Raw genomic sequence first — 21,507 nt, forward strand, 5'->3', positions numbered from 1 at the left:
TCGATTTTTTTTCACTTTAGACCCGCGCTGAACACATCCTTTCGTTAGCGCGCGCCTAGCGGCCAGGAATGAACTTATGGGCTTTAACTGCGGTATCGTCGGCCTACCCAACGTAGGCAAATCCACGCTCTTCAATGCGTTGACAAAGTCAGGCATTGATGCGGAAAACTTCCCGTTTTGTACGATAGAACCCAACGTAGGCATCGTCCCCATGCCTGACCCACGTTTGGATAAGCTGGCAGCGATCGTCAAACCTGAACGAGTCCTGCCCACGACCATGGAGTTTGTCGATATCGCGGGCCTGGTGGCAGGTGCCTCCAAGGGTGAAGGTCTGGGCAATAAATTCCTTGCCAACATTCGCGAAACCCAAGCGATTGCCCACGTGGTGCGCTGCTTTGATAACGACAACGTTATCCATGTTGCCAACCAGGTTGATCCTCGCGCCGACATCGAAACGATTAACCTTGAGCTCGCCCTGGCGGATCTGGACACCGTTGAGAAGGCCAGTCAGCGGCTCTTGCGTTCGGTTAAAGGCGGCGATAAAGATGCCATCGCGACCAAAACCATCCTCGACAAGATTGAGCCGCACCTGGCCGAAGGCCACCCACTGCGCAGCTTCGGTCTGGATGAAGACGAAAAGCGTCAGGTGAAAAGCTTTGGCTTTTTAACCCTAAAGCCCACCATGTACATCGCTAACGTCAATGAAGACGGGTTTGAGAACAACCCTTACCTGGATATCGTTGAAGAGATCGCTACCGAAGAAGGCGCGGTCGTAGTGCCCGTCTGCAACCAGTTGGAAGCTGAAATCGCTGAGCTGGAAGATGAAGAACGCGCCATGTTCTTGGGTGAGATGGGCATGGAAGAGCCCGGCCTTGACCGCGTTATTCGCGCAGGTTATGCCCTACTGGGCCTGCAAACCTACTTCACTGCAGGCGTAAAAGAAGTCCGCGCATGGACAGTAAAACAGGGTGCTACGGCCCCAGAGTCTGCTGGCGCTATCCATACTGACTTCCAAAAAGGCTTTATCCGCGCAGAAGTGATCGCCTATGACGATTTTGTATCACTGGGCGGTGAGCAAGGTGCCAAGGATGCGGGCAAATGGCGCCTGGAAGGCAAAGAGTACATTGTGAAAGATGGTGATGTGGTGCACTTCCGGTTTAATGTTTAATTGACCACCCCGTAACCTGCTAGCTCCTGCCATGGGCGCACTCCTGCGCCCATGGCAATTTGTCTCTTCATCTGCCGCCTTCAGGCAACGCCCCTACCTCTTTTTTCTTAATTTTTCAGTGGCATCCTACGACCAGCCGACTAATACTGAGGCATCAGAGCTTATTCAACCGGAAGCTGATACCTATGGAAACACTGTACAAAGTGCTGTTACTTGGCAGCCTGATGCTTATAATCATTGCGCTGGTGCAACGGCTCTCTGCACGTACGGCGTTTCCTGAAGCGACGCTGCTGGCGTTAACAGGCATCACCCTGGGGCTCTCTTACGCTACCCTGTCGACATTGTGGCCTGCCATAGATCTCTTTGACCCTCTCTTATCAGCATCCTTGCCTGCTGAAATATATCTGTGGATCTTTCTCCCCCCGCTGTTATTCCAGGCAGCACTCAGTGTTGATGTTCGTGAAATGGTGCCTGATGCAGCGCCTATTTTACTCCTTGCGGTAGTGGCTGTTTTCGTTGCTACAGGTATGGTGGGCCTGTCTATATGGCTGCTAGGCGCAGCAGCGCTGCCTGTTGGGCTGTTACTTGGCGCTGTCATCGCGACAACTGACCCATCCGCCGTCATTGCCATTTTTCGTAGCGTTGGAGCACCTCCACGGCTAATCCGTCTAGTAGAAGGCGAGAGCCTGCTCAATGATGCGGCCGCAATCGCGATTGTCAGCGTGCTACTCGCCTCACTTACCGACCATGTCCCTACCACTGCGCTACAGGTGGCCGGGATGCTAGCGTTATCCTTGGGTGGCGGTTTGATCCTTGGCGCTATCATCGGGCGTATCGGTGCAGAGGCGCTCGCTCTTATCGGTAACGATGGCAAAGCGCAGATAGCCATCACGCTTTCTCTGCCATACCCCACCTACCTGCTGGGCGAAAGTTTCGGTGTTTCGGGGGTTGTCGCCGTCGTAGCCGCAGGCCTGGTACTCAATGGTTTAGGCAGAACGCGGACGTCGCCCGCCAATTGGGAATACCTGCAACTTCTCTGGGTGCAAATTGCCTCCGTCGCGGGTGCCATGGTGTTTTTGCTCGCCATGCTGCAAGTGCCAAAAATGCTGGAAGGGATGACTCTTGCGTGGCTACCGTTACTCGTAACGATTATTCTGGCGACCTTACTGGCACGCCTCATCGTTCTATTTGGCTTTCTGCCGCTGTTGAATCGACTCAAGCTTTCAACGCCGATCAGCGCCAGCTATAAGCTGGCTATCACCTGGGGCGGGCTACGTGGCGCAGTCACACTCGTACTAGCGCTTGGCGTTGCAGAGCAAACAGCGCTTTCAGCAGATGTTCGCCACTTTGTCGCTATCCTGGCCACCGGCTTTGTACTATTCAGCCTATTGGTTAATGGAACCAGCCTTCAGGCGGTCATTCGCAAGCTAAAGCTTGATAAGCTAAACCCTTATGATAAAGCGCTTCAGCAACAGGCTATTCATCTTTCGACCATTGAGGTTGAAAGCGCGGTACAGCGCACGGCACAGAACTTCAACATTGACCCCTCCATCACCGATGATGTCATTGCTAAATTTCGTCGTGATATGGCCATCGAAACGGCCCCTTTCGAGCTTGATCAAGCGCTACCAGAACGAGACCGTATGGCAATTGCGCTGGTGACACTGGCTGTTCGAGAGCGCGACCTGATTCCGCGCTACGGAAACGGCGTCACCAGTATCCATAACCTGGATACGATGATGCGCGCCAGCGGCAGAACCATTGATGCGGCTCGCTCAGAGGGCCGCATTGGTTATAACAGAGAAACACGAAAAATAACCTCACACACTCGCGGGGTTAAGCTGTGTACCTTTCTTCACCAGCATATGGGGATTCGCTGGCCGCTGACACGTCTGCTATCTAACCGCTTTGAGCTATTAATTTGCCACAGGGCGGTACTAGAAGAGTTGCGTCATTACACTACGCAGCGGCTAACCCCGCTATTCGGTCAGCGCATGGCTGAATTACTTGATGAGGTGCTCAATGTAAGGATCAGCGCTGTCGACCAAGCGATACGTGAGACGGAAGCAAAGTTTGGTCGTCACGCCTATCAACTTGAGCAACGCATGTTACGCCTTTATGCGCTGCGCCGAAGTGCTGAAAGCATGGAAGAAATGGTAGAAGACCGCTTAATCTCTCAAGAGGTTTTCGACGATATACAGCGTGGTTTACATCGCATTTGGCACAAGGCAACAGAGCGGCCCAGCCTTTCCGGGCACGATTACGAGCCCTCACCTAAGCCCCCTCACAAACTCACTGACAAGCCACCAGGGAAGAGCCATTCCCCACCCAACGTAATGCCACCAGACAAACAACCTCAAAAAGACAACGAGTAACTACTGGGCATAGCGCTTATTACGTTAAAATATTGACGAGCGGAAAAAAGCTGTTAATATACGCCCCCGTTGAAAGGCTACGTAGCTCAGCTGGTTAGAGCACATCACTCATAATGATGGGGTCCCCTGTTCAAATCAGGGCGTAGCCACCAACACCGAATAGCGAAAGGCCCGCTGACTTAGTCAGCGGGCCTTTTTCGTTGCTGGGCGTTATCTAGTGCGCATCAACCAAGCGCCGGCCGATTCAGAAACACTTTCAATGCTCGGGTTAGGTATTCCACATCACGCGTACCCGCCGTTTCACGGATAGAGTGCATGGCCCACTGTGGCACGCCGATATCCAGCGTAGGCACGCCAAGCTCTGTCGCCGTAATCGGCCCAATGGTGCTACCGCAGCCCATATCCGCCCGCGTCACAAACGACTGTACCGGCACGTCGGCTTCGCGACACACATCACGAAATAGCGCACCGGTTACGCTATTGGTGGCGTAGCGTTGACTGGCATTCACCTTGATAACCGGGCCGCCGTTAATGGCTGGGCCATGCTGCTCATCATGCTTATCGCGAAAGTTAGGATGCAACGCATGCGCATTGTCACAGGAAATCATCAACGATGACTGAATCAACTGGATCAGCGACTCCTCGCTGCCCTCTCCTACCTGTGCATTGATGCGCTTAAGCACATCGCCCAAGAACGGCCCCTGCGCACCACAAGCGCTCGCACTACCCACCTCTTCGTGGTCGTTCGCCACTAACAACGCCCCCTGGCTACCATCACTTTCGAGCAAGGCCTCCATGCCAATAAAACAGGAGAGTAGATTGTCCAGCCGCGCACTGGCGATGAGCTCTTGCTTAACACCTACGAGCGAAGGCGGCTGCACATCGTAAAAACCCAGTTCAAAATCCACCACCTCAACGGAGCGCACACCGTGCTGCTCCTCAAGCCAAGCGGCTAGCAATTCAGAAAGCTTGGTGCTATCGCTTTGCAGCAGTACCGGCGCCATTTGCGTTTGCGGATTAATAGCACGGCCCGAATTCACGTCGCGATCCAGATGGATTGCCAGGTTCGGCACCATCGCAATAGGCCGGTCAACATTCAGCAGCAGGCTTTCCAGCCGCCCGTCCGCATGGCGCACATGTACTCGCCCGGCTAATCCTAAATCACGGTCAAACCAGGGTGCCAACAGTACGCCCCCATACACCTGCACGCCAAGCTGTAACCAACCTGCAGAGTGCTGTGTGGCATTGGGCTTTAAGCGCAATCCGGGGCTATCCGTATGCGCGCCCAGCATACGCAAGCTTTTCAGCGTATCGCCTGGCAACTGAAAGGCGATAATTGAAGAATCATTGCGCGTAGCGTAATAGCGCTGCCCAGGCGCCAGCTGCCAATTAGCCGTCTCATGGAGACGCTGAAAACCTGCTTTCTCCAAGCGTTCGGCCATTGCCTTCGTTGCATGCCAAGGTGTGGGTGACTGGCGTAGAAAATCACATAACCGCGTTAGCCGATCGGCGTTGAAAGCTTCGGACATGGAAATCCTCATAACAGTAATGATTGAGTCTCACAGAGCAAACGACCTGCTACAATGCCCCCTGGCCTACGCAACACATAGGTCACAAGCAGGTCTAGGGAAGAATGAGTGTACACAAATCCGGGAGAGCTTGACTGATGAGCTTGTTTGCAACGCTTTCGCGCTCGGTCGCCCTTGCCGTGATGCTGGTCGTTACCAGCCCGGCAGTTATGGCACAAATTGCGCCGACCGACGAACAACGCCAAGCGGCAGTAGAAATTGCGGATGCGCTCCGCTACGGCCACTACGCCAACATAACGTTTGATGAGCAGTGGTCACAGGAGGCCTTCCAACGCTACCTGGATATCCTCGATGGTCAACGCGCTTATTTACTGAATCGCGACATAGAGCCCTACCGCCATTATGAAAATGATATGGCTGAAGCACTCTTTAACGGCGATTTGGATGATGCTTACGCGCTTTATAACCAGCTAAGCGAACGTAATATTGCGCGGGTTGAATGGCTGCTTGCACGTCTTGATGAAGGCCTATCGTTTAACTTTGATAGCGATGAGCGCCTGGAAATTGATCGCGAAAATGCTCCCTGGGCCACCCGCGAGAGCGAACTTGATGAGCTATGGCGCAAGCGGTTAAAAAATGACGCGCTAACGCTCGCGCTTACTGACCAGGATGACGAGCAGATAGTCGACAATCTGCGCCAGCGCTATGAAGGCCAGCTTAGCCGACTACGCCAAACCGAATCAGAAGATGTCTTCGGCTTGATAATGGCAGCGGTCACCAGCACGATTGATCCGCATACTGGCTACCTTTCACCACGCCAAAGCGAGTCTTTTGACATCCAAATGAGCCTCTCGCTGGAAGGCATTGGCGCGCTGCTTCAGGCCGATGGCGAATACGTGAAAGTGGCAAGCCTGGTGCCCGGCGGCCCCGCTGACCGTGCAGATGTCCTGGAACCTGCCGACCGCATCATTGCGGTCGGCCAGGAAGATGGCGAAATGGTCAACGTTGTGGGCATGCGCCTGGACAATGTCGTTGACTTGATTCGTGGCCCCAAAGGCTCCGTCGTCCGCCTGGATATCGTGCCCGCCCAAGCGGTGGACATGACCCGCTCGCATATTGTCGAGATCACCCGCGATACAGTAAGCCTTGAAGACCAGGCTGCCCATGGCGAAGTGATCAACGTTGAGCGAGACGGCGAACCCCATCCCATTGGGGTCATTAACATTCCTACTTTCTACGTTGATTTTGACGCTTGGCAGGCGGGCGAAGAGGAGTATCGCAGCACCACTCGCGATGTCGCCCGTGAAATCGAGCGTTTAAAAGAGCAAGGCGTAGAAGGCATTGTGCTGGATCTGCGTAATAACGGCGGCGGCGCGCTTCAAGAGGCCAACTCGCTGATTGGCTTGTTTATTGACCGAGGCCCCACCGTACAGGTGCGTGACGCTCAAGGGCGCATTCAGCTGTACGGCGATACCGACGCAGGCACACTTTACGATGGTCCGCTGACCGTGCTGGTTAACCGTCTTTCCGCCTCTGCCTCGGAAATCTTTGCAGGCGCTATTCAGGACTATGGTCGCGGCCTGGTAGTAGGCTCATCAACCTTTGGCAAAGGTACCGTACAAACGCTGAACGACCTGAGCCATGGGCAGATCAAGCTGACCCGCGCCAAGTTTTACCGCATCACCGGTAAAAGCACGCAAAACCGTGGGGTTGAGCCTGACATTAGCTTCCCTAGCTTAATCGACCCAGAACGGATCGGAGAAAGCAGCCTGGATAACGCCCTTGGCTGGGATACGGTTCAAGATGTTCAGTATCGTCGCTACGGAACGCCGGAAACCTTTATGGACGCACTGAGCACCCAACACGCAGCGCGCGCCAAAGAGAACCCCAACTTCCGCTATGTTGAGCGTCAGTCCACGCTGGCCCGCCAGCTACGTGAGCAGCACACCAGCGTGAGCCTGAACCGCGAGCAGCGCCAGCGTGAGCTTGAGGCCCAAGAGGCCGAGCAGCTTTCGCTAGAGAACCAGCGTCGCCGGGCACTCAAACTGCCAGAACTAGACGAGTGGATGGATGCACGCCTGGAAAGCAGCGAGCCCAGTGACGATGCTGACGAAAACGGAGAGGATGAAGGCATGCCCGCTGATCGCGCTCCCGTACTAGAAGCCGCAGAAATCCTGCTGGATTACGCGCAATTTCAACAAGCCCAGCGAATGGCGACACGCTAAATAACCATTGATCGCTGTATGACGCCGACCTTTTAGGTCGGCGTTTTTTTACGCATGACTTCTGACCCGCCAGATACACGAAATCAACCCAATACCGTTAGGCAGCGGGGCCAATAATTTTACAGGGGTTAATAACGACCTGGAGACGATAAAGGCTTAAAGAGGTAATAAAGGTTTGAAGAGGTAATAAAAATCAGGGGAGCTAGAAAACAGACCGCTGCACGCTTTTCAGAACCAGGCACGGAAGCACACTGTGAATCTAAAAAGGCAAGTAGATGGCTCCTCGAACAGGACTCGAACCTGTGACCCAATGATTAACAGTCATTTGCTCTACCAACTGAGCTATCGAGGAACATCTTAAGCTATTGTGTTTTAAGCAGAACCAACCTGTAAAGTGTTGGCTCCTCGAACAGGACTCGAACCTGTGACCCAATGATTAACAGTCATTTGCTCTACCAACTGAGCTATCGAGGAACATCTTAAGCTATTGTGTTTTAAGCAGAACCAACCTGTAAAGTGTTGGCTCCTCGAACAGGACTCGAACCTGTGACCCAATGATTAACAGTCATTTGCTCTACCAACTGAGCTATCGAGGAACTTCTCAAACACGGTGCGTAGTATACGGATTTAGAGGCCAAGGTCAAGTATCGATTATTGGGGAATGCTAGCCCCCGGTTTCTTGTGCCCGTATAATAGGATTATTCAACAGTAGCCTACGCTGCTAAAACGATACCCCATTCATTCCTCGTCCCCCGACGACCCATAGACGACAGGTACCGATGGCGAAGAAGCTCTTCATCAAAACGCACGGCTGCCAAATGAACGAGTACGACTCCTCCCGTATGGCGGATCTGCTCGGTGAATCTCACCAGCTTGAACTCACCGACAACGAGAAGGAAGCTGACGTTATCCTTCTTAACACCTGTTCAATTCGTGAGAAGGCGCAGGAGAAAGTGTTTCATCAGCTGGGGCGCTGGAAAAAGCTAAAAGACGCCAACCCGGACCTGGTGATTGGCGTAGGCGGCTGCGTGGCGAGCCAGGAAGGCGAAGCGCTGCGCAAGCGTGCACCCTTCGTGGATATGGTTTTCGGCCCGCAGACGCTGCACCGTGTGCCCTCCATGCTGGATGCGCGCAGCAACAATCAAATTGCCGCGGTCGATGTAACCTTCCCGGAAATAGAGAAGTTCGATCACCTGCCCCAGCCTAAATCAGATGGCGCAACGGCCTTTGTCTCGATCATGGAAGGCTGCTCCAAATACTGCACCTTCTGCGTGGTGCCCTATACCCGCGGTGAAGAGGTCTCTCGTCCGTTTGAAAAGGTCATGGATGAAGTTATTCATCTGGCCGATCAAGGGGTGCGCGAAGTCAACCTGCTGGGCCAAAACGTTAACGCCTACCGAGGCGACAACGACGACGGTGATGAAATTGATCTTGCCGAGCTGATTGCCTGCATCGCTGCAGTAGACGGCATTGACCGCATACGCTTTACCACCTCGCATCCGGTTGAGTTCACCGATAGCCTGGTTGATGCATTTGCAGACATCCCGGAGCTGGTCAGCCACCTGCACCTGCCGGTGCAATCGGGTTCCGACCGGATTCTAAGCGCCATGAAGCGTGGCCATACGGCCGAAGAGTACATTGAGAAGATGGAGCGCGTGCGCGCCAACCGTCCGGATATCAGCTTCTCATCGGACTTTATTATCGGCTTCCCGGGTGAAACCGAGGAGGACTTTGAAGCCACGATGGATCTTATTCATCGCATTGGCTTTGACCACTCGTTTAGCTTTGTTTATTCAGCACGCCCCGGCACGCCTGCCTCTGGCCTGCCCGATGACACCCCAGAAAGCGTCAAGAAGCAGCGTTTGGCTATCTTGCAGGAGCGTATTCTGCAAAACGTGGCGCAGATCAGCCGCCGCATGGTGGGATCTACCCAGCGCATTTTGGTCACCGGCTTTTCACCAAAAGACCCCGGCCAACTCTCTGGGCGAACGGAGAACAACCGTGTGGTTAACTTCCGTGCCGCCAACCCTACCGAGCTGATCGGCTACTTTGTGGATGTTGAAATTACCGAGGCATTCCCCAATTCACTGCGCGGCGAACTCGCCTCCCCCGAGCGTTACTGACCGCTATATTATCTTAGGTAATTGCCCCAACCCGGTTGGGGCAGTAAGCTGGGTGTTTACACACATTAACTGACGGATTTCCTACTCTTGAGCCAGCCATCACCTCAGGCCAATCGCATTATTACCCTAAGCCTTGAACCCAATGACCCACAGCGGCTTGCCAGCCTATGTGGCCAGCAGGACGAGCACCTAAAGCTGATTGAGAGTCGCCTGGACGTGACCTTGCGCAACCGGGGCAATATGTTTCAGCTGGCCGGTGCTGCCAACCGCATCAAAGCGGCGGCTAACGTGCTTGAGCACCTCTATCGCGAAACGGCAGTGGATGATCTTTCGGCAGATACCGTGCACCTGTTTCTGCAAGAGTCTGGCCTGGAAGCGCTAGAAGATGAGCAGGACGGAGAAGGCAACCCCGATGACGTGGTAATGCGCACGCCGCGCACCATGATAAAGCCGCGCGGTTTGAACCAGCAGCGCTACGTCACCAGCATCCGCGAGCACGATATTAACTTCGGTATCGGGCCGGCCGGTACCGGTAAAACGTATCTGGCGGTGGCGGCAGCGGTTGAAGCGCTTAACCAGCAGGAAGTGCGTCGCATCTTGCTGGTACGCCCAGCGGTTGAAGCGGGAGAAAAGCTCGGCTTCCTGCCTGGTGATCTGGCCCAAAAGATCGACCCGTACCTGCGCCCGCTGTACGACGCGCTTTACGAGATGATCGGCTTTGAACAAGTAGCCAAGCTCATCGAGCGCCAAGTGATTGAAATAGCGCCGCTGGCCTATATGCGCGGTCGTACGCTGAATAATTCGTACATCATTTTGGATGAGAGCCAAAACACCACGCCTGAACAAATGAAGATGTTCCTGACCCGGATCGGTTTTGGCTCAACGGCCGTGATCACCGGAGATATCACCCAGGTCGACCTTCCCCGTGGGCAGCGCTCTGGCTTGTCCCAAGTACTTGACGTACTTAAAGATACACCTGGCATCGGCGTTACCCACTTTGCCGCCAAGGATGTCGTACGTCACCCCTTGGTCCAGCGCATTATCGAGGCCTACGACGACTTCGAGTCGCAGCAGGAAGTGGAAGAACGCGCCCTCCGTGAAGCGCGCCAGCAAGAACGCGAGGCGCGCCTTCAGGGGCGTGAACAGCCTCAGGAACGATGGGGAGATACATCACGTTGAACAATATCGTGATTGATCGACAGGCCGCTATTGATGAACCACTGCTGCCCACGCTTGAACAGCTCACCCACTGGGTGGGCTGTGTGTTTTCTCATCACCCGGATGATGAGCGCCAAGAGCTTACGATCCGCTTTGTGGGCGAGCAAGAAAGCCAAGCCTTAAACCGCGATTATCGCGGCAAAGACAAACCCACCAATGTGCTATCGTTCCCATTTGAAAACCCGCCAGGGCTCACACTACCGCTGCTCGGCGATTTGATTATTTGTCATGCCGTTGTGGTAAAAGAGGCGGGCGAGCAACAGAAGCTTTTAGCGCATCACTATGCGCATATGGTCGTTCACGGCACGCTTCATTTAATGGGCTATGACCATATTGAAGATGAGGAAGCAGAAGAGATGGAGCAGCTAGAGCGTACGCTGCTTGCTGAGCTGGGCATCTCTGACCCTTACCATGTGCCATGACACTTACAACGCGCAGGGAAGAAACCGTTCATTGATGCAAAGCGAGACGCATAGTGCAACATAGCGCCCTGGACCAGGGGACACCGCCTTGTTGGCACCCTGTTTTTTGTTGATACTAGATTTAGGCACGTTACGACACCTGTCTGCCCCGTAAACAAGAGATTTGACGCATGAGCGAAGACCGATCGAGCAATCCTAATCAAAAATCCTGGCTCGAGAAACTCTTTGGCGCCCTTACCGGAGATACCGACGAACCCAGTTCACGCGCTGAACTGATGACGTTTTTACGCCATACCGCTGGGAAACTGAAGCTGGATCAGGACGCCATCATGATTATTGAAGGTGCGCTTGAAATTAGCGATCAACAGGTCCGAGAAGTATTAATACCCCGCTCTCAGGTATCGGCCATAACGCTAGACCAAACGCGTGATGGCTATTTACCGCTTATCCAAGAAACCGGTCACTCCCGTTATCCTGTGATTGGCGAGAATTTGGATGATGTTAAAGGGATATTGCTGGTAAAAGACTTGCTTCCTTTACTGTCGCAAACCCAGGAAAGCCGGGACGCCTTCAAACTGGAAGATGTTCTACGTCCGGCCATGTTTATCCCAGAGTCGAAACGGCTTAACAGCCTGCTCAAAGAGTTTCGTGATACACACAACCACATGGCAATTGTGGTAGATGAGTATGGCGGTACTGCAGGCATTATTACTATTGAAGACATTCTTGAACAAATCGTGGGTGATATTGAAGACGAGCACGATACCGACGAAGAGGACGATATCCGCACGCTGGAAAACGGCCACTTTGCTATTCGCGCCCTCACCCCCATCGAAGACTTTAACGAACGCTTTGGCACCGAATTCTCTGATGATGAATTCGATACCGTGGGCGGTCTGGTGATGCAGCAATTTGGTCATTTGCCCGGGCGCAGCGAGCATACTCGCTTCGGTGGCTGGCACTTTGTCATCTTGAATGCTGATAACCGGCGCATCCGCTTATTAGAGGCCTATCGTGAAAGCGATGGCGAGAGCCTCGAACCTCAAAAAAACGACTAGCTGCTTACCGATTAACCACGTATTGACAGGATATTTCATGGGGTCAACACCCGCCTTTATGCTTCAACTGTTACTGGCCCTGGTTGCGGGCGGCTTTACCACGCTAACCGCTTCACCATTTGAACTATGGTGGCTTGGCCCGGTAGCGATTGCCCTGCTTTACGTAGGGATCCATACCCTAACGCCTGCCCAGGCGGCGCTTAAAGGCTGGCTCTATGGCATTGCACTCTTTGCCAGCGGCGCCTCATGGGTCTATATCTCCATTCATGATTACGGCTATACCGGCGTACCGCTGGCGGCGTTGCTTACCGCACTCTTTGTCGCCGTACTGGCCCTTTTTTATGCAGGCACCTTCTGGCTCTACCGGCGCTTTACCACTCCCCGATTGGCATGGCTAACGTTTGCCGGTGCCTGGGTGCTGGGTGAAGTGCTGCGCACCTACCTGTTCACAGGCTTCCCTTGGCTACTAATGGGCTCAGGCTATGTCGATTCACCCTTGGCAAGCTGGGCACCGATTGGCGGTGTTTACCTACTTTCCCTGCTGGTGGTGCTTAGCGGCACACTGGCGGCTAACGTGCTTCTGCGCCGCCAGTGGTGGGCTCTGGCTCCGTTACTGGCAATCTGGCTGATACCGCTGGCCTTGCCTGCACAGTGGACCACCCCTTCCAGCACACCTACCCGGGTTGCTTTACTTCAGGGCAACCTCCCGCAGTTGCTAAAGTGGACGCCAGACGGCCAACGCATCGCAGCGAATACCTACAGCCGACTGACCGCTGAAGTCGCCGATGAGGCTGACATAATTATCTGGCCAGAAACCGCGCTTCCCATGATGGAAACTCAGGCACGTCCGGTTCTGGAACGCGTTCAGGCCAACCTTCCGCCAGGCGTTGCCTTGGTGACAGGCATCGTTCAATTGGATGAGGCTAACCGCTACTACAACAGCGTGGTGGGCATTGGCAACGTTGAAGGCAGTTATCAAAAAGAGCACCTGGTGCCTTTTGGCGAATACCTACCGCTTGAAAGCGTGCTGCGTGGTGCTATCGATTTTTTTGATCTGCCGATGTCGAGCTTTACCAAAGGCGCATCGCATCAGGCGCCCATGCAGGCCTCCGGCGTTAGCCTAGGCAACGCGATCTGTTACGAAATCATCTATCCGCAGCTTGTGGCACGTCGTGCTCAGGACAGCGATGTGCTGCTGACGGTTTCCAACGACACCTGGTTTGGCGCCTCCATTGGCCCTTTCCAGCATTTGCAAATGGCACGGCTTAGAGCACTTGAAAATGGTCGCTATGTAATACGCGCCACCAGTAACGGCGTTACAGCGATTATTGATGCCCACGGAAGCATCGTTGCTCAAGCGCCCCAGTTTGAAACGACAGCGTTAGTGGGTGAGTTTTATGCGATGGAGGGGTTAACGCCTTTTACCCGCACCGGGAGCTGGCCTGCATGGCTACTAGCGGGGCTAATGCTGCTACCTGGCCTTCGCTTGACACGTTGTCGCGGTCGGTAGGAACCTTCAACATGACACGCTACAATAGGACACTTTTTTGATTCTGGCTGGCATAGGGATACCGCTATGTTCAAATCTCGCCCTTTTTTACTACTTGTCGTGATGCCGCTGGCACTTACTGTCGTGCTGGCGGGCGCTATTTTCGGTGGCCAGGTTATGTCTGACAGCCATGTTGGCGATGACATTCAACATGCACTGGCAAAAAAGCTGGGTACATCCCATGATATTGAGCTCTCGCAGCTGCAGGAAGTGCAGTATGGTTATGGCATCTGCGGCCTCTATCGCACAGCCTCTTCTGACAATGGCTATGCCTCCTTTTTCTACGATAAAGACAGTGAGAATATCGAACTGGATATTAACTCTCGTCTGTACAAGTCGCGCTGCGGCCTCTCTGCCGTCTGCTAAATCGCTTTCGTTGCCAGGCATTAGCCAAATAAACGGCATATAAAAAGGGGCGACTGATCATCAGTCGCCCCTTTTTTGCTACAGACTTTCTCTACCTACGTCTACTGCCTACTTTAGCTCCCTGGGGCTACTCCAAGCGGCGTTAGCTTTTTTCTGTCAGCCGTTTGATATCAGCCTGAACGTCCGTTATCGGGTGGCTATCCCGCACCAGAAACTGTGCATTCCCCTCTCGATCAAAGGCAAAAACAGCGCTTGAGTGTGTTACCAGGTAGTCACCATTCTCATTCTCTTCACCGTATTCGTAAGCAATGCGGTAACGGTTGGTGATCGCATCAATGTCGGCTTTATCGCCGGTTAAGCCAGTAAACTCAGGGCCAAAGGCATTGGTATAGCGCTTTAGCACCTCGGGCGTGTCACGCGCCGGGTCGACCGAAATAAACAGCACCTGAATCTCGTCGCGCGTCTCATCATCCAGCTGTCTGATCGCATCGCCTAATCTTGCCAGGGTAATTGGGCAAACATCGGGGCAAAACGTGTAGCCAAAATAGACAAGCGTTGGCTTACCCAGATATTCATCAGCTTGGACGTTGTCGCCGTTATCATCCACCAGTGAAAAATCAAGCGACGGCATAATGTCGGCAACGTCGGTGGTACGCCAGCTCTGGTCACTACAACCAGCCAGTAAAAGAGACGTCAACGCGGCGAGCAACAACTTGTACATATAGGGTTCCTATTCCTGGCCTTTACATCGATGCTGGAGAGACAACATTAAAGGTAACGGGCAGTTGCTGTTCATCGCTAAACTCAAGCACCACGTCAACGTCATCACCTATGTTTAAGGGCTCAACGCGGCGCATAAACATCAGATGATGACCTTTAGGCGCAAACTCAAAACGCTCGCCTGAGGCAATTTCAATCGATGTAAGCTCGTGCATATGGGCCATACCGTCGTGCTCGGAGCTAACATGTATTTCAACACTATCAAAAGCAGGGCTTTTAGCGCCCACCAGCGTGACGGCTTCATCGCCCGTATTATAAAGCTCAAAGTAACCCGCACCGGGCGTGTTACCAGGCAGCAGGCTTAACCGAGCATTGCTTACTTCAAGCGTCTGCGTCTGCGCCTGCGCAACGCCCGCCGTTAATAGCAGTGCTAACGCGCTTAACGCCAGCCGCTGAGTCACTCGTTGGGCCGTGACATTCAGTGCCTTGTTCGCCATTACTTCGATGCTCCATTTATCAACGCGGTTAAACGGCACACGCGCCAAGCTCGCACGTACCGGCCTATCGCATATCGTTATTAATCTTTGGCTACCATAGCGCCATCCAGGTGTTCTACAACCCACCTGCGACATTATGACAGCACCCTCGACCTGCCGATATTATGCGAGAACACGGCTAAATCGCGGTTTGTGTTTACCACAAAGAGGGCGCCAGAAGCATGGGAACGGCGGTTGCAAATAGCCCCAAAAAAAAAGATTTCAACGCCTATCTCCTTAAGGCCGGAAATAGACGTGGGGCCTGCTAAAACCCCAACTACCGCGTTAAAAACATTTAAACCAGCAAGGTTGTCCTAAAACCAACTCTTTTATTAATGACCAAAAAAGTGGTCAGTGCACGATTTATTACACATAAAAACAACCGATCAACCACTTAAAATCGATATTGACACACGATCTTTACAGGCTATTTTTGCAAACAATCTTTATAAACACGCCCAGCTTTCATAATCATGCGCAAGTTACGCTCTGGATCTTTGAGGAAATCAAGGTTTTTGCTTGGGTCCCCATCAACGACCAGCAGGTCGGCTAGCGCGCCAGGCTCGATACGCCCAAGCACTCCCGGATACGGATTACGCGCCCCCGAGAGAGAAAGTAGCTCTCCGTTACGCCCCGTCGCCATGGCCAATGCGGTCAACGGGTCGTAGAAACGCGTTAGCTTAGCCAAGTGGTGCAACTGGTTGGGGGTCTTTTGGGGATTAAAGAGAATATCCGTTCCCCAGCCAGTTTTAACGTTAAATCGCTGGGCCATTTCATACGCGCGAACCGTTCCTTCGGCGACTTGTCGCTGAGACTCTCGGCGTGCAGCATCCGGGTAAACGTTGGAATCTTCATCTTGTAGAAAAGGCTGAAGGCTCCACCACACATCTTCACCGGCCATCATTCGAACGGTCTCTTCATCTGCCAACTGACCATGTTCAATTGAGCGTACGCCTGCCCGCAGAGCACGCTGAATACCCCGGGAGGTGTAGACATGAACCATGACATAAGTGCCCCAGTCACCGGCTGCCTCAACCGCTGCGCGAAGCTCGCGTTCGCTAAACTGAGTACTGTCGAGCGGATCATAAAATGACGCGACGCCACCACCCGCAATCAGCTTTATTTGAGAAGCCCCCAGCATCAACTGCTCACGCGTGCGCCTAAGCACTTCATCTTCACCGTCAGCAATCATGGCGACCCCTTGCTGCTCCGTGTAACTTAGCGGGGTTGTACTACCGCGAGGCAATTCGTGCCGCATTCTGAAATCACCGTGCCCGGATGTCTGGGAAATCATGGCGCCTGCGGGAAATATCCGGGGTCCGTTTACGATGCCTTCATCAATGGCTCTCTTCAGTGCAAATGACGGCCCTCCCACATCCCTGACAGACGTAACCCCTCGCATCAGCGTTCGCTCGGCCTCTTTTGCGGCGACCAAATGGATGTAACCAATATCCGCGCTCATGGCTTCCATCTGTGTAATAGCGGCTAGCGTGGAGTGCCAATGCGCATCGATTAAGCCAGGCATCAACACGCGCCCATCACAGTCGATAACGTCCCCGGACTCGGCGCCAGCATTACCTTCAAGAATAGCGCTGACCCGCCCATCCTCTACCTTAACGGATACGCCATCCCGCAACGGGCCACCACTTCCATCAAAAAGCTTTAAGTTGGTGAGTAGCACAGAGCCGTCATGCGATTTTGAGGGCTGGTCAACCACGTGGGGCGTATGCACACCTGCAAAAAGCGCCATGACCGCTGCCGACCCACCCAGCATTTCGCGGCGAGCAATCTCTGCCATAACGCGCTCATGAAAGTGCTGTAAAACGGGTGAACCACAGCAACAAGCCCCATGGCTATTCTCAGGACTATCTCCAGGACGATGCTGTGCGGTAAACGCGGGTGCTAATGAGTAACGGGTAGTAGGCGGCATTGTTAGCACCTCGCTAAAAAATAAGAAGGATAGTTTTTTTGTATAATACTGGGCGAATTACTACAAATTAATGATAATTAACAAAAAGCAAATAATGCAATATTCAGCGATGTCAGAATACCGCGTTTGGATTAATGCCGGATAATCGGGGCAGCCTTTATAGGCTGCCCTGTTCGCTTAGCACGTCAGAAATGGTCATTTTCACATAGCGCCCTGGCGCTGGCTCAATCACCTCAAGCTTACCGTCGCCGGGCGTGCGCGAGGGCACCATTTTCTGAGTATCCGCATAACCATCCTGTGTCATCCATTCCTGCCAGTGCGGCCACCAGGAACCCTCATTAAACGCCGCTGTTTCCAGCCACGCTTCATGGCTTTCTGGCAGTGTGTCGTTGCTCCAATAACCGTACTTGTTCTTTTGCGGTGGATTAACGATACCGGCGATATGCCCCGAGCCACCTAATACAAACGTGACGGGGCCTTTAGGCAGCAACGCCCCATAATAGGTGCTGTTCCACTTGGCGATATGGTCCTCTTTGGTCGACACGAAATAACTGGGGGTGGAGATTTTGCGTAAATCAATTTTGACGCCATCAAGCTCAATACCACCCGGCGCGACCAAACGGTTTTCAAGGTACATGTGGCGTAAATACCAGGCATGCGTGCCCGCCGGTAGATTCGTGCCATCCGTATTCCAATGGAGAAGGTCAAAGGCGGCGGGCATCTCTCCTTTCAGGTAGTTATTGATATAAAACGACCAGAAAAGATCATTTTCACGCAGCAGGTTAAAGGTGTAAGCCATCGAGCGACCATCCAGATAGCCCTTTAGCTGCATGGTTTGCTCAAGCCCTTGCACCACGGCTTCGTTCAGGAAAACGCCGATATCGCCGGGGTCACGAAAATCCTGCAACGTGGCCATGTAGGTGACCGACTTCACCTTTCGCCCCTTGCGGGTACTTGTTAGATAAGCAACGGTCGAAGCCGTCAGGGTGCCGCCCACGCAGTAGCTCACCAGGTTGACCGACTTCTCACCACAGGCATCCTCAATGGCGCTAATCGCGCTGATCGGCCCCATTTGCATGTAATCGGCCCAGGTAATGTCGCGCTGCTCAGGGCCAGGATTGCGCCATGAAATTAAAAATACGGTGTGGCCCTGGTCCACCATCCACTTGACCATGGAATTATCCTGGCGCAGGTCAAGGATGTAATACTTGTTGATCCAGGGCGGCACGATTAACAGCGGTGTTTTAAAGGTCTTCTCAGTGGTGGGCGTGTACTGAATCAGTTGAATTAACTCGTTTTCATACACGATAGCCCCAGGGGTAACCGCGATGTTTTCCCCGATGCCAAACGCATTGCGCTCGGTCATACACACATTGATGCCTTCCGCTGAGCTGGCAAGGTCTTCACGCAGCCGGGATAGCCCTTCTACCAGATTTTGCCCACGGGTTTGCAGCGTTCGCCGCATCACCTCAGGGTTAGTAGAAACAAAATTGGTGGGCGACATGGCATTGACGAGCTGACGGGCATAAAACCCCAGATTTCGTTTCTGGAGGTCATCCATGCCTTCAAGGCTTTCGATCAGTTCTTCTACTACCTGCGAAAACAGCAGGTACTGCTGCATGATCGCCGCATAGTGAGGGTCTTGCGTCCAGGCATCGTCTTTAAAGCGCCGGTCGCTTTTGGAGGGGGTAATCAGCGGTGTAACCTGCTCACCGGATAAAGCACGTATGCTTTGCTGCCATAGCAGCCACTGATCTTGCAGCAGGCGCGCTTGGGTTTGCCACAGCAAGGTTGGGTTATTCATTAATGCCTGCGCACCCGCCTCGAAGCTTTTGCGCATATCGCTATATACCGAGTCGGCCGCCTCGCTTGGGGCCATGTGTGCTAGCAGATCCTGCATAAGCCCCTGGTACTGCTCAGCGGCCTCTTTCAGCTGCGTATTCCATACCTCAATGTCTTCTTGAGACACTCCCTGCTGAGACATGTCGTGAAATGGTCGTTTCCACCCCTGCATACTGAATCCCCTTAACAGGCGCCATCCGTCACGCCTCAATCATTAATAACAAGCGTCATCAACAATATAAGAATACGGCGCCTAGAGGCGCCGTGAGTCAGCCGACTTCTTATTTTTTCCGTGAAGACTGGCTAGAGGCAGCTCCAGAAGCACCCGGCTGCTGACCTTTTGCGGCGGCAGTCGCCTTCTCGGTCATTTGCTGCCCGGCATCACTGAATAGTTTTTCCATTTCCGTTTTGAACTGCAGACTCATCTCGCCCATGGCACGGGCGTCTTCCTGCATTTGCTGGGAAAGCTCGTTCATGATTTCAGCCTGCTGGGTGCCGAAATCACGCAGGCTTTCTGCATCTTGAATGCTGGTGGCACTGCGGATGCGCTCGGTGCCCATTTGGCTATAGCGCTTCATGGCTTCCAGTTGATACTGGGTCATTTTTTCCATGTTGTTGAGCATCAGCGAGTTAATTTTGCGCATGGGCTCAAACATTTGGCGGGTCTGGGCGTTAAAAGCGTCCATCATATCGTCTTGCATAGTGTCTAATCCTCTTCCGTTTCAGAGTATGAGCGCTTTCGCGCCCCCCTACGAACGTGATTTGCTGCACTGCAAAAAGAGTAATCCTTGACCGGGTGCTTTGCAATAACACTGTTTTCAAGAACCCTGTTTTCAATAACACTGTTTTCAAGAGCCCTGGATGACGGCGCTCATTAACTGGCCGCTATGCACCTCGCCGCATTACTCGGTTTTTCCCTTGCCACGCGAACGCGAGGACGCCGTCGCCTTGGCATTAGGCGCTCTCTCGCTGCTCGACGCATCATTGTCCGCCGCTTGATCATCAGAGGCGGTACTGCTGGCATTGCCTGCCTGGCGCAGCATATCCAGCATCATCTGCTGGTAAGTCCCAAAGTTGGCCAACCCTTGAGAAAGCCCCTGCTGCATCATGGGCTGCTGCAAAAAGGGGCGCATCAAACTCATGGGGTCATACCCTTCAGCACCCGACTCCATTTGCCGCTGAATATTTTCCAGCAGGCTTTGCTGGAATGCCTCTACATCAGGAAGCCCCAATGCTTGACGAAATTCATCCGGGGTCAGATCAAACTCAATGTTAATCTTCATGGGTTACTCCTCAGCCATCTTCCTTGAGTGTAGCAGCGTTACGCCAAGCCGTACGCCGCTTTAACGCTGCGCTAAACGTGGTGTGTCAACGCTAACCTCACCGTTCTGCCCACGCTGGCGCAGCCAGTGGTCAAGCAACGTAATCGCCATCATGGCTTCGGCAATCGGTGTAGCGCGTATCCCCACGCAAGGGTCGTGGCGGCCTTTGGTAATCACCTCGACCGGCTGGCCGTTAACATCAATGGAACGCCCAGGCGTCGTAATGCTGGAGGTTGGCTTAAGCGCCAACCTGGCCACAATCGGTTGCCCGCTGGAAATACCGCCCAATATGCCACCGGCATGATTGGACAAGAAGCCTTCCGGTGTCATCTCGTCGCGGTGTTCGCTACCGCGCTGGGCAACGGATTCAAAACCTGCGCCAATCTCAATACCTTTTACCGCATTAATACTCATCAAACCGTGCGCCAGCTCAGCATCCAGGCGATCAAACACCGGCTCACCCAGACCGACCGGAACGCCCTCAGCGACCACGGTAATCTCGGCACCGACGGAATCCTGGTCACGGCGCAGCTGATCCATATACGCTTCAAGCTCGGCTACTTTGGCGGGATCGGGGCAGAAAAACGCATTCTGCTCGACGGCCTCCCACTGCTTAAACTCAATCTTGATGGGGCCCAGCTGGCTCATATAGCCACGAATTTGTACGCCCTGGGCGGCCAGGTACTTCTTGGCGATAGCACCCGCGGCTACCCGCATGGCCGTTTCGCGGGCGCTTGAGCGGCCGCCGCCCCGATAGTCACGGTGGCCATATTTATGGTGGTACGTGTAGTCCGCGTGGGCGGGGCGGAACTGGTCCTTGATTTTCGAGTAGTCTTTGGAGCGCTGGTCGGTATTCTCGATCAGTAGGCCAATGGAGGTGCCGGTGGTTTTGCCCTCAAACACGCCCGATAAAATCCTCACCTGATCAGGCTCTTTGCGCTGCGTGGTGTGCCGAGAGCTACCTGGGCGACGACGGTCCAGGTCGCGCTGTAAATCCTCTTCACACAGCGCAAGCCCTGGTGGGCAGCCATCTACAATGGCGCCCAGCGCAATGCCGTGGCTCTCTCCAAAAGTGGTAACGGTAAACAGCTTGCCAAAACTATTGCCAGACATGGGCGTTCATT

17 protein-coding genes and 4 tRNA genes are annotated in these 21,507 nt (G+C 53.6%); 10 read left to right on the forward strand and 11 right to left on the reverse strand.

From position 1 onward, the window contains the following. Positions 1-76: 76 nt before the first annotated feature. From ychF to CZ787_RS04980, 3 genes are all read left to right on the forward strand, one after another. Complete coding sequence (ychF, locus tag CZ787_RS04970) at positions 77-1,168, forward strand: redox-regulated ATPase YchF (protein WP_087106787.1); 1,092 nt, start codon at positions 77-79, stop codon at positions 1,166-1,168. 185 nt (positions 1,169-1,353) lie between these two features. Continuing rightward, a complete protein-coding gene (locus tag CZ787_RS04975; protein ID WP_087106789.1) occupies positions 1,354-3,543 on the forward strand; it encodes a cation:proton antiporter in 2,190 nt (729 codons plus the stop codon). Positions 3,544-3,618: 75 nt separating this feature from the next. Then, positions 3,619-3,695 (forward strand) — tRNA-Met (locus CZ787_RS04980). A 72-nt stretch (positions 3,696-3,767) separates the two neighbouring features. On the opposite strand, the gene CZ787_RS04985 is transcribed toward CZ787_RS04980, so the two are convergent. After that, complete coding sequence (locus CZ787_RS04985; RefSeq protein ID WP_087106791.1) at positions 3,768-5,072, reverse strand: M18 family aminopeptidase; 1,305 nt, start codon at positions 5,070-5,072, stop codon at positions 3,768-3,770. A 137-nt stretch (positions 5,073-5,209) separates the two neighbouring features. Here CZ787_RS04985 and CZ787_RS04990 point away from each other — a divergent pair, with 137 nt between their 5' ends. Then, the gene (locus CZ787_RS04990; protein WP_087106793.1) at positions 5,210-7,297 is read left to right on the forward strand and encodes a carboxy terminal-processing peptidase; all 2,088 of its coding nucleotides are present in this window, start codon (positions 5,210-5,212) and stop codon (positions 7,295-7,297) included. 276 nt (positions 7,298-7,573) lie between these two features. On the opposite strand, the gene CZ787_RS04995 is transcribed toward CZ787_RS04990, so the two are convergent. The 3 genes from CZ787_RS04995 to CZ787_RS05005 all read right to left on the reverse strand — a co-directional run bounded on the left by CZ787_RS04995 (position 7,574) and on the right by CZ787_RS05005 (position 7,893). Further along, positions 7,574-7,649: transfer RNA gene (locus tag CZ787_RS04995), tRNA-Asn, on the reverse strand. 46 nt (positions 7,650-7,695) lie between these two features. Next, positions 7,696-7,771 (reverse strand) — tRNA-Asn (locus CZ787_RS05000). Between the two features lie 46 nt (positions 7,772-7,817). Next, a tRNA-Asn gene (locus CZ787_RS05005) sits at positions 7,818-7,893 on the reverse strand. A gap of 183 nt (positions 7,894-8,076) precedes the next feature. Between CZ787_RS05005 and miaB the strand changes: the two genes are divergently transcribed. The 6 genes from miaB (at position 8,077) to CZ787_RS05035 (ending at position 14,033) form a co-directional block, all read left to right on the forward strand. Beyond that, positions 8,077-9,420 carry a tRNA (N6-isopentenyl adenosine(37)-C2)-methylthiotransferase MiaB gene (gene miaB / locus CZ787_RS05010; protein ID WP_087106795.1) on the forward strand — a complete coding sequence of 448 codons (1,344 nt, stop codon included), beginning with the start codon at positions 8,077-8,079 and terminating at the stop codon, positions 9,418-9,420. An 87-nt stretch (positions 9,421-9,507) separates the two neighbouring features. Continuing rightward, the gene (locus tag CZ787_RS05015; RefSeq protein WP_087106797.1) at positions 9,508-10,599 is read left to right on the forward strand and encodes a PhoH family protein; all 1,092 of its coding nucleotides are present in this window, start codon (positions 9,508-9,510) and stop codon (positions 10,597-10,599) included. Further along, complete coding sequence (gene ybeY / locus CZ787_RS05020) at positions 10,596-11,060, forward strand: rRNA maturation RNase YbeY (protein WP_087106799.1); 465 nt, start codon at positions 10,596-10,598, stop codon at positions 11,058-11,060. Before CZ787_RS05015 ends, ybeY begins: the two co-directional genes overlap by 4 nt. Positions 11,061-11,230: 170 nt before the next feature. Next, entirely contained in the window at positions 11,231-12,118 is an 888-nt protein-coding gene (locus CZ787_RS05025) for an HlyC/CorC family transporter (RefSeq protein ID WP_087106801.1), read from the forward strand. A 37-nt stretch (positions 12,119-12,155) separates the two neighbouring features. Continuing rightward, the gene (gene lnt / locus CZ787_RS05030) at positions 12,156-13,628 is read left to right on the forward strand and encodes an apolipoprotein N-acyltransferase (protein WP_087106803.1); all 1,473 of its coding nucleotides are present in this window, start codon (positions 12,156-12,158) and stop codon (positions 13,626-13,628) included. Between the two features lie 66 nt (positions 13,629-13,694). Continuing rightward, positions 13,695-14,033 carry a hypothetical protein gene (locus CZ787_RS05035; protein ID WP_087106805.1) on the forward strand — a complete coding sequence of 113 codons (339 nt, stop codon included), beginning with the start codon at positions 13,695-13,697 and terminating at the stop codon, positions 14,031-14,033. A 142-nt stretch (positions 14,034-14,175) separates the two neighbouring features. On the opposite strand, the gene CZ787_RS05040 is transcribed toward CZ787_RS05035, so the two are convergent. From CZ787_RS05040 to aroC, 7 genes are all read right to left on the reverse strand, one after another. Further along, the gene (locus CZ787_RS05040) at positions 14,176-14,754 is read right to left on the reverse strand and encodes an SCO family protein (RefSeq protein WP_087106807.1); all 579 of its coding nucleotides are present in this window, start codon (positions 14,752-14,754) and stop codon (positions 14,176-14,178) included. Between the two features lie 22 nt (positions 14,755-14,776). Further along, a complete protein-coding gene (locus CZ787_RS05045; RefSeq protein WP_087106809.1) occupies positions 14,777-15,250 on the reverse strand; it encodes a copper chaperone PCu(A)C in 474 nt (157 codons plus the stop codon). A gap of 466 nt (positions 15,251-15,716) precedes the next feature. After that, complete coding sequence (locus CZ787_RS05050; protein WP_087106811.1) at positions 15,717-17,219, reverse strand: metal-dependent hydrolase family protein; 1,503 nt, start codon at positions 17,217-17,219, stop codon at positions 15,717-15,719. A gap of 157 nt (positions 17,220-17,376) precedes the next feature. Next, entirely contained in the window at positions 17,377-19,233 is a 1,857-nt protein-coding gene (phaC, locus tag CZ787_RS05055; protein ID WP_254908570.1) for a class I poly(R)-hydroxyalkanoic acid synthase, read from the reverse strand. Positions 19,234-19,342: 109 nt separating this feature from the next. After that, positions 19,343-19,762: a phasin family protein gene (locus CZ787_RS05060; RefSeq protein ID WP_087106813.1), complete on the reverse strand. Its 420-nt coding sequence runs from the start codon at positions 19,760-19,762 to the stop codon at positions 19,343-19,345. A 201-nt stretch (positions 19,763-19,963) separates the two neighbouring features. Then, entirely contained in the window at positions 19,964-20,344 is a 381-nt protein-coding gene (locus CZ787_RS05065) for a hypothetical protein (RefSeq protein ID WP_087106815.1), read from the reverse strand. A gap of 60 nt (positions 20,345-20,404) precedes the next feature. Beyond that, positions 20,405-21,496 (reverse strand): chorismate synthase, encoded by a 1,092-nt coding sequence (aroC, locus tag CZ787_RS05070; protein WP_087106818.1) that lies wholly within the window; start codon positions 21,494-21,496, stop codon positions 20,405-20,407. Positions 21,497-21,507 lie beyond the last annotated feature (11 nt).

The sequence above is a fragment of the Halomonas citrativorans genome, assembly GCF_900163645.1.
Classification (GTDB): domain Bacteria; phylum Pseudomonadota; class Gammaproteobacteria; order Pseudomonadales; family Halomonadaceae; genus Vreelandella; species Vreelandella citrativorans.

Excerpts from the sequence above, each read along its gene's own strand:
- ychF (WP_087106787.1), top strand. The coding sequence starts at position 77 with ATGGGCTTTAACTGCGGTATCGTCGGCCTACCCAACGTAGGCAAATCC.
- CZ787_RS04975 (WP_087106789.1), top strand. The coding sequence starts at position 1,354 with ATGGAAACACTGTACAAAGTGCTGTTACTTGGCAGCCTGATGCTTATA.
- CZ787_RS04985 (WP_087106791.1), bottom strand. The coding sequence starts at position 5,072 with ATGTCCGAAGCTTTCAACGCCGATCGGCTAACGCGGTTATGTGATTTT.
- CZ787_RS04990 (WP_087106793.1), top strand. The coding sequence starts at position 5,210 with ATGAGCTTGTTTGCAACGCTTTCGCGCTCGGTCGCCCTTGCCGTGATG.
- miaB (WP_087106795.1), top strand. The coding sequence starts at position 8,077 with ATGGCGAAGAAGCTCTTCATCAAAACGCACGGCTGCCAAATGAACGAG.
- CZ787_RS05025 (WP_087106801.1), top strand. The coding sequence starts at position 11,231 with ATGAGCGAAGACCGATCGAGCAATCCTAATCAAAAATCCTGGCTCGAG.
- lnt (WP_087106803.1), top strand. The coding sequence starts at position 12,156 with ATGGGGTCAACACCCGCCTTTATGCTTCAACTGTTACTGGCCCTGGTT.
- CZ787_RS05035 (WP_087106805.1), top strand. The coding sequence starts at position 13,695 with ATGTTCAAATCTCGCCCTTTTTTACTACTTGTCGTGATGCCGCTGGCA.
- CZ787_RS05040 (WP_087106807.1), bottom strand. The coding sequence starts at position 14,754 with ATGTACAAGTTGTTGCTCGCCGCGTTGACGTCTCTTTTACTGGCTGGT.
- CZ787_RS05045 (WP_087106809.1), bottom strand. The coding sequence starts at position 15,250 with ATGGCGAACAAGGCACTGAATGTCACGGCCCAACGAGTGACTCAGCGG.
- CZ787_RS05050 (WP_087106811.1), bottom strand. The coding sequence starts at position 17,219 with ATGCCGCCTACTACCCGTTACTCATTAGCACCCGCGTTTACCGCACAG.
- phaC (WP_254908570.1), bottom strand. The coding sequence starts at position 19,233 with ATGCAGGGGTGGAAACGACCATTTCACGACATGTCTCAGCAGGGAGTG.
- CZ787_RS05060 (WP_087106813.1), bottom strand. The coding sequence starts at position 19,762 with ATGCAAGACGATATGATGGACGCTTTTAACGCCCAGACCCGCCAAATG.
- CZ787_RS05065 (WP_087106815.1), bottom strand. The coding sequence starts at position 20,344 with ATGAAGATTAACATTGAGTTTGATCTGACCCCGGATGAATTTCGTCAA.
- aroC (WP_087106818.1), bottom strand. The coding sequence starts at position 21,496 with ATGTCTGGCAATAGTTTTGGCAAGCTGTTTACCGTTACCACTTTTGGA.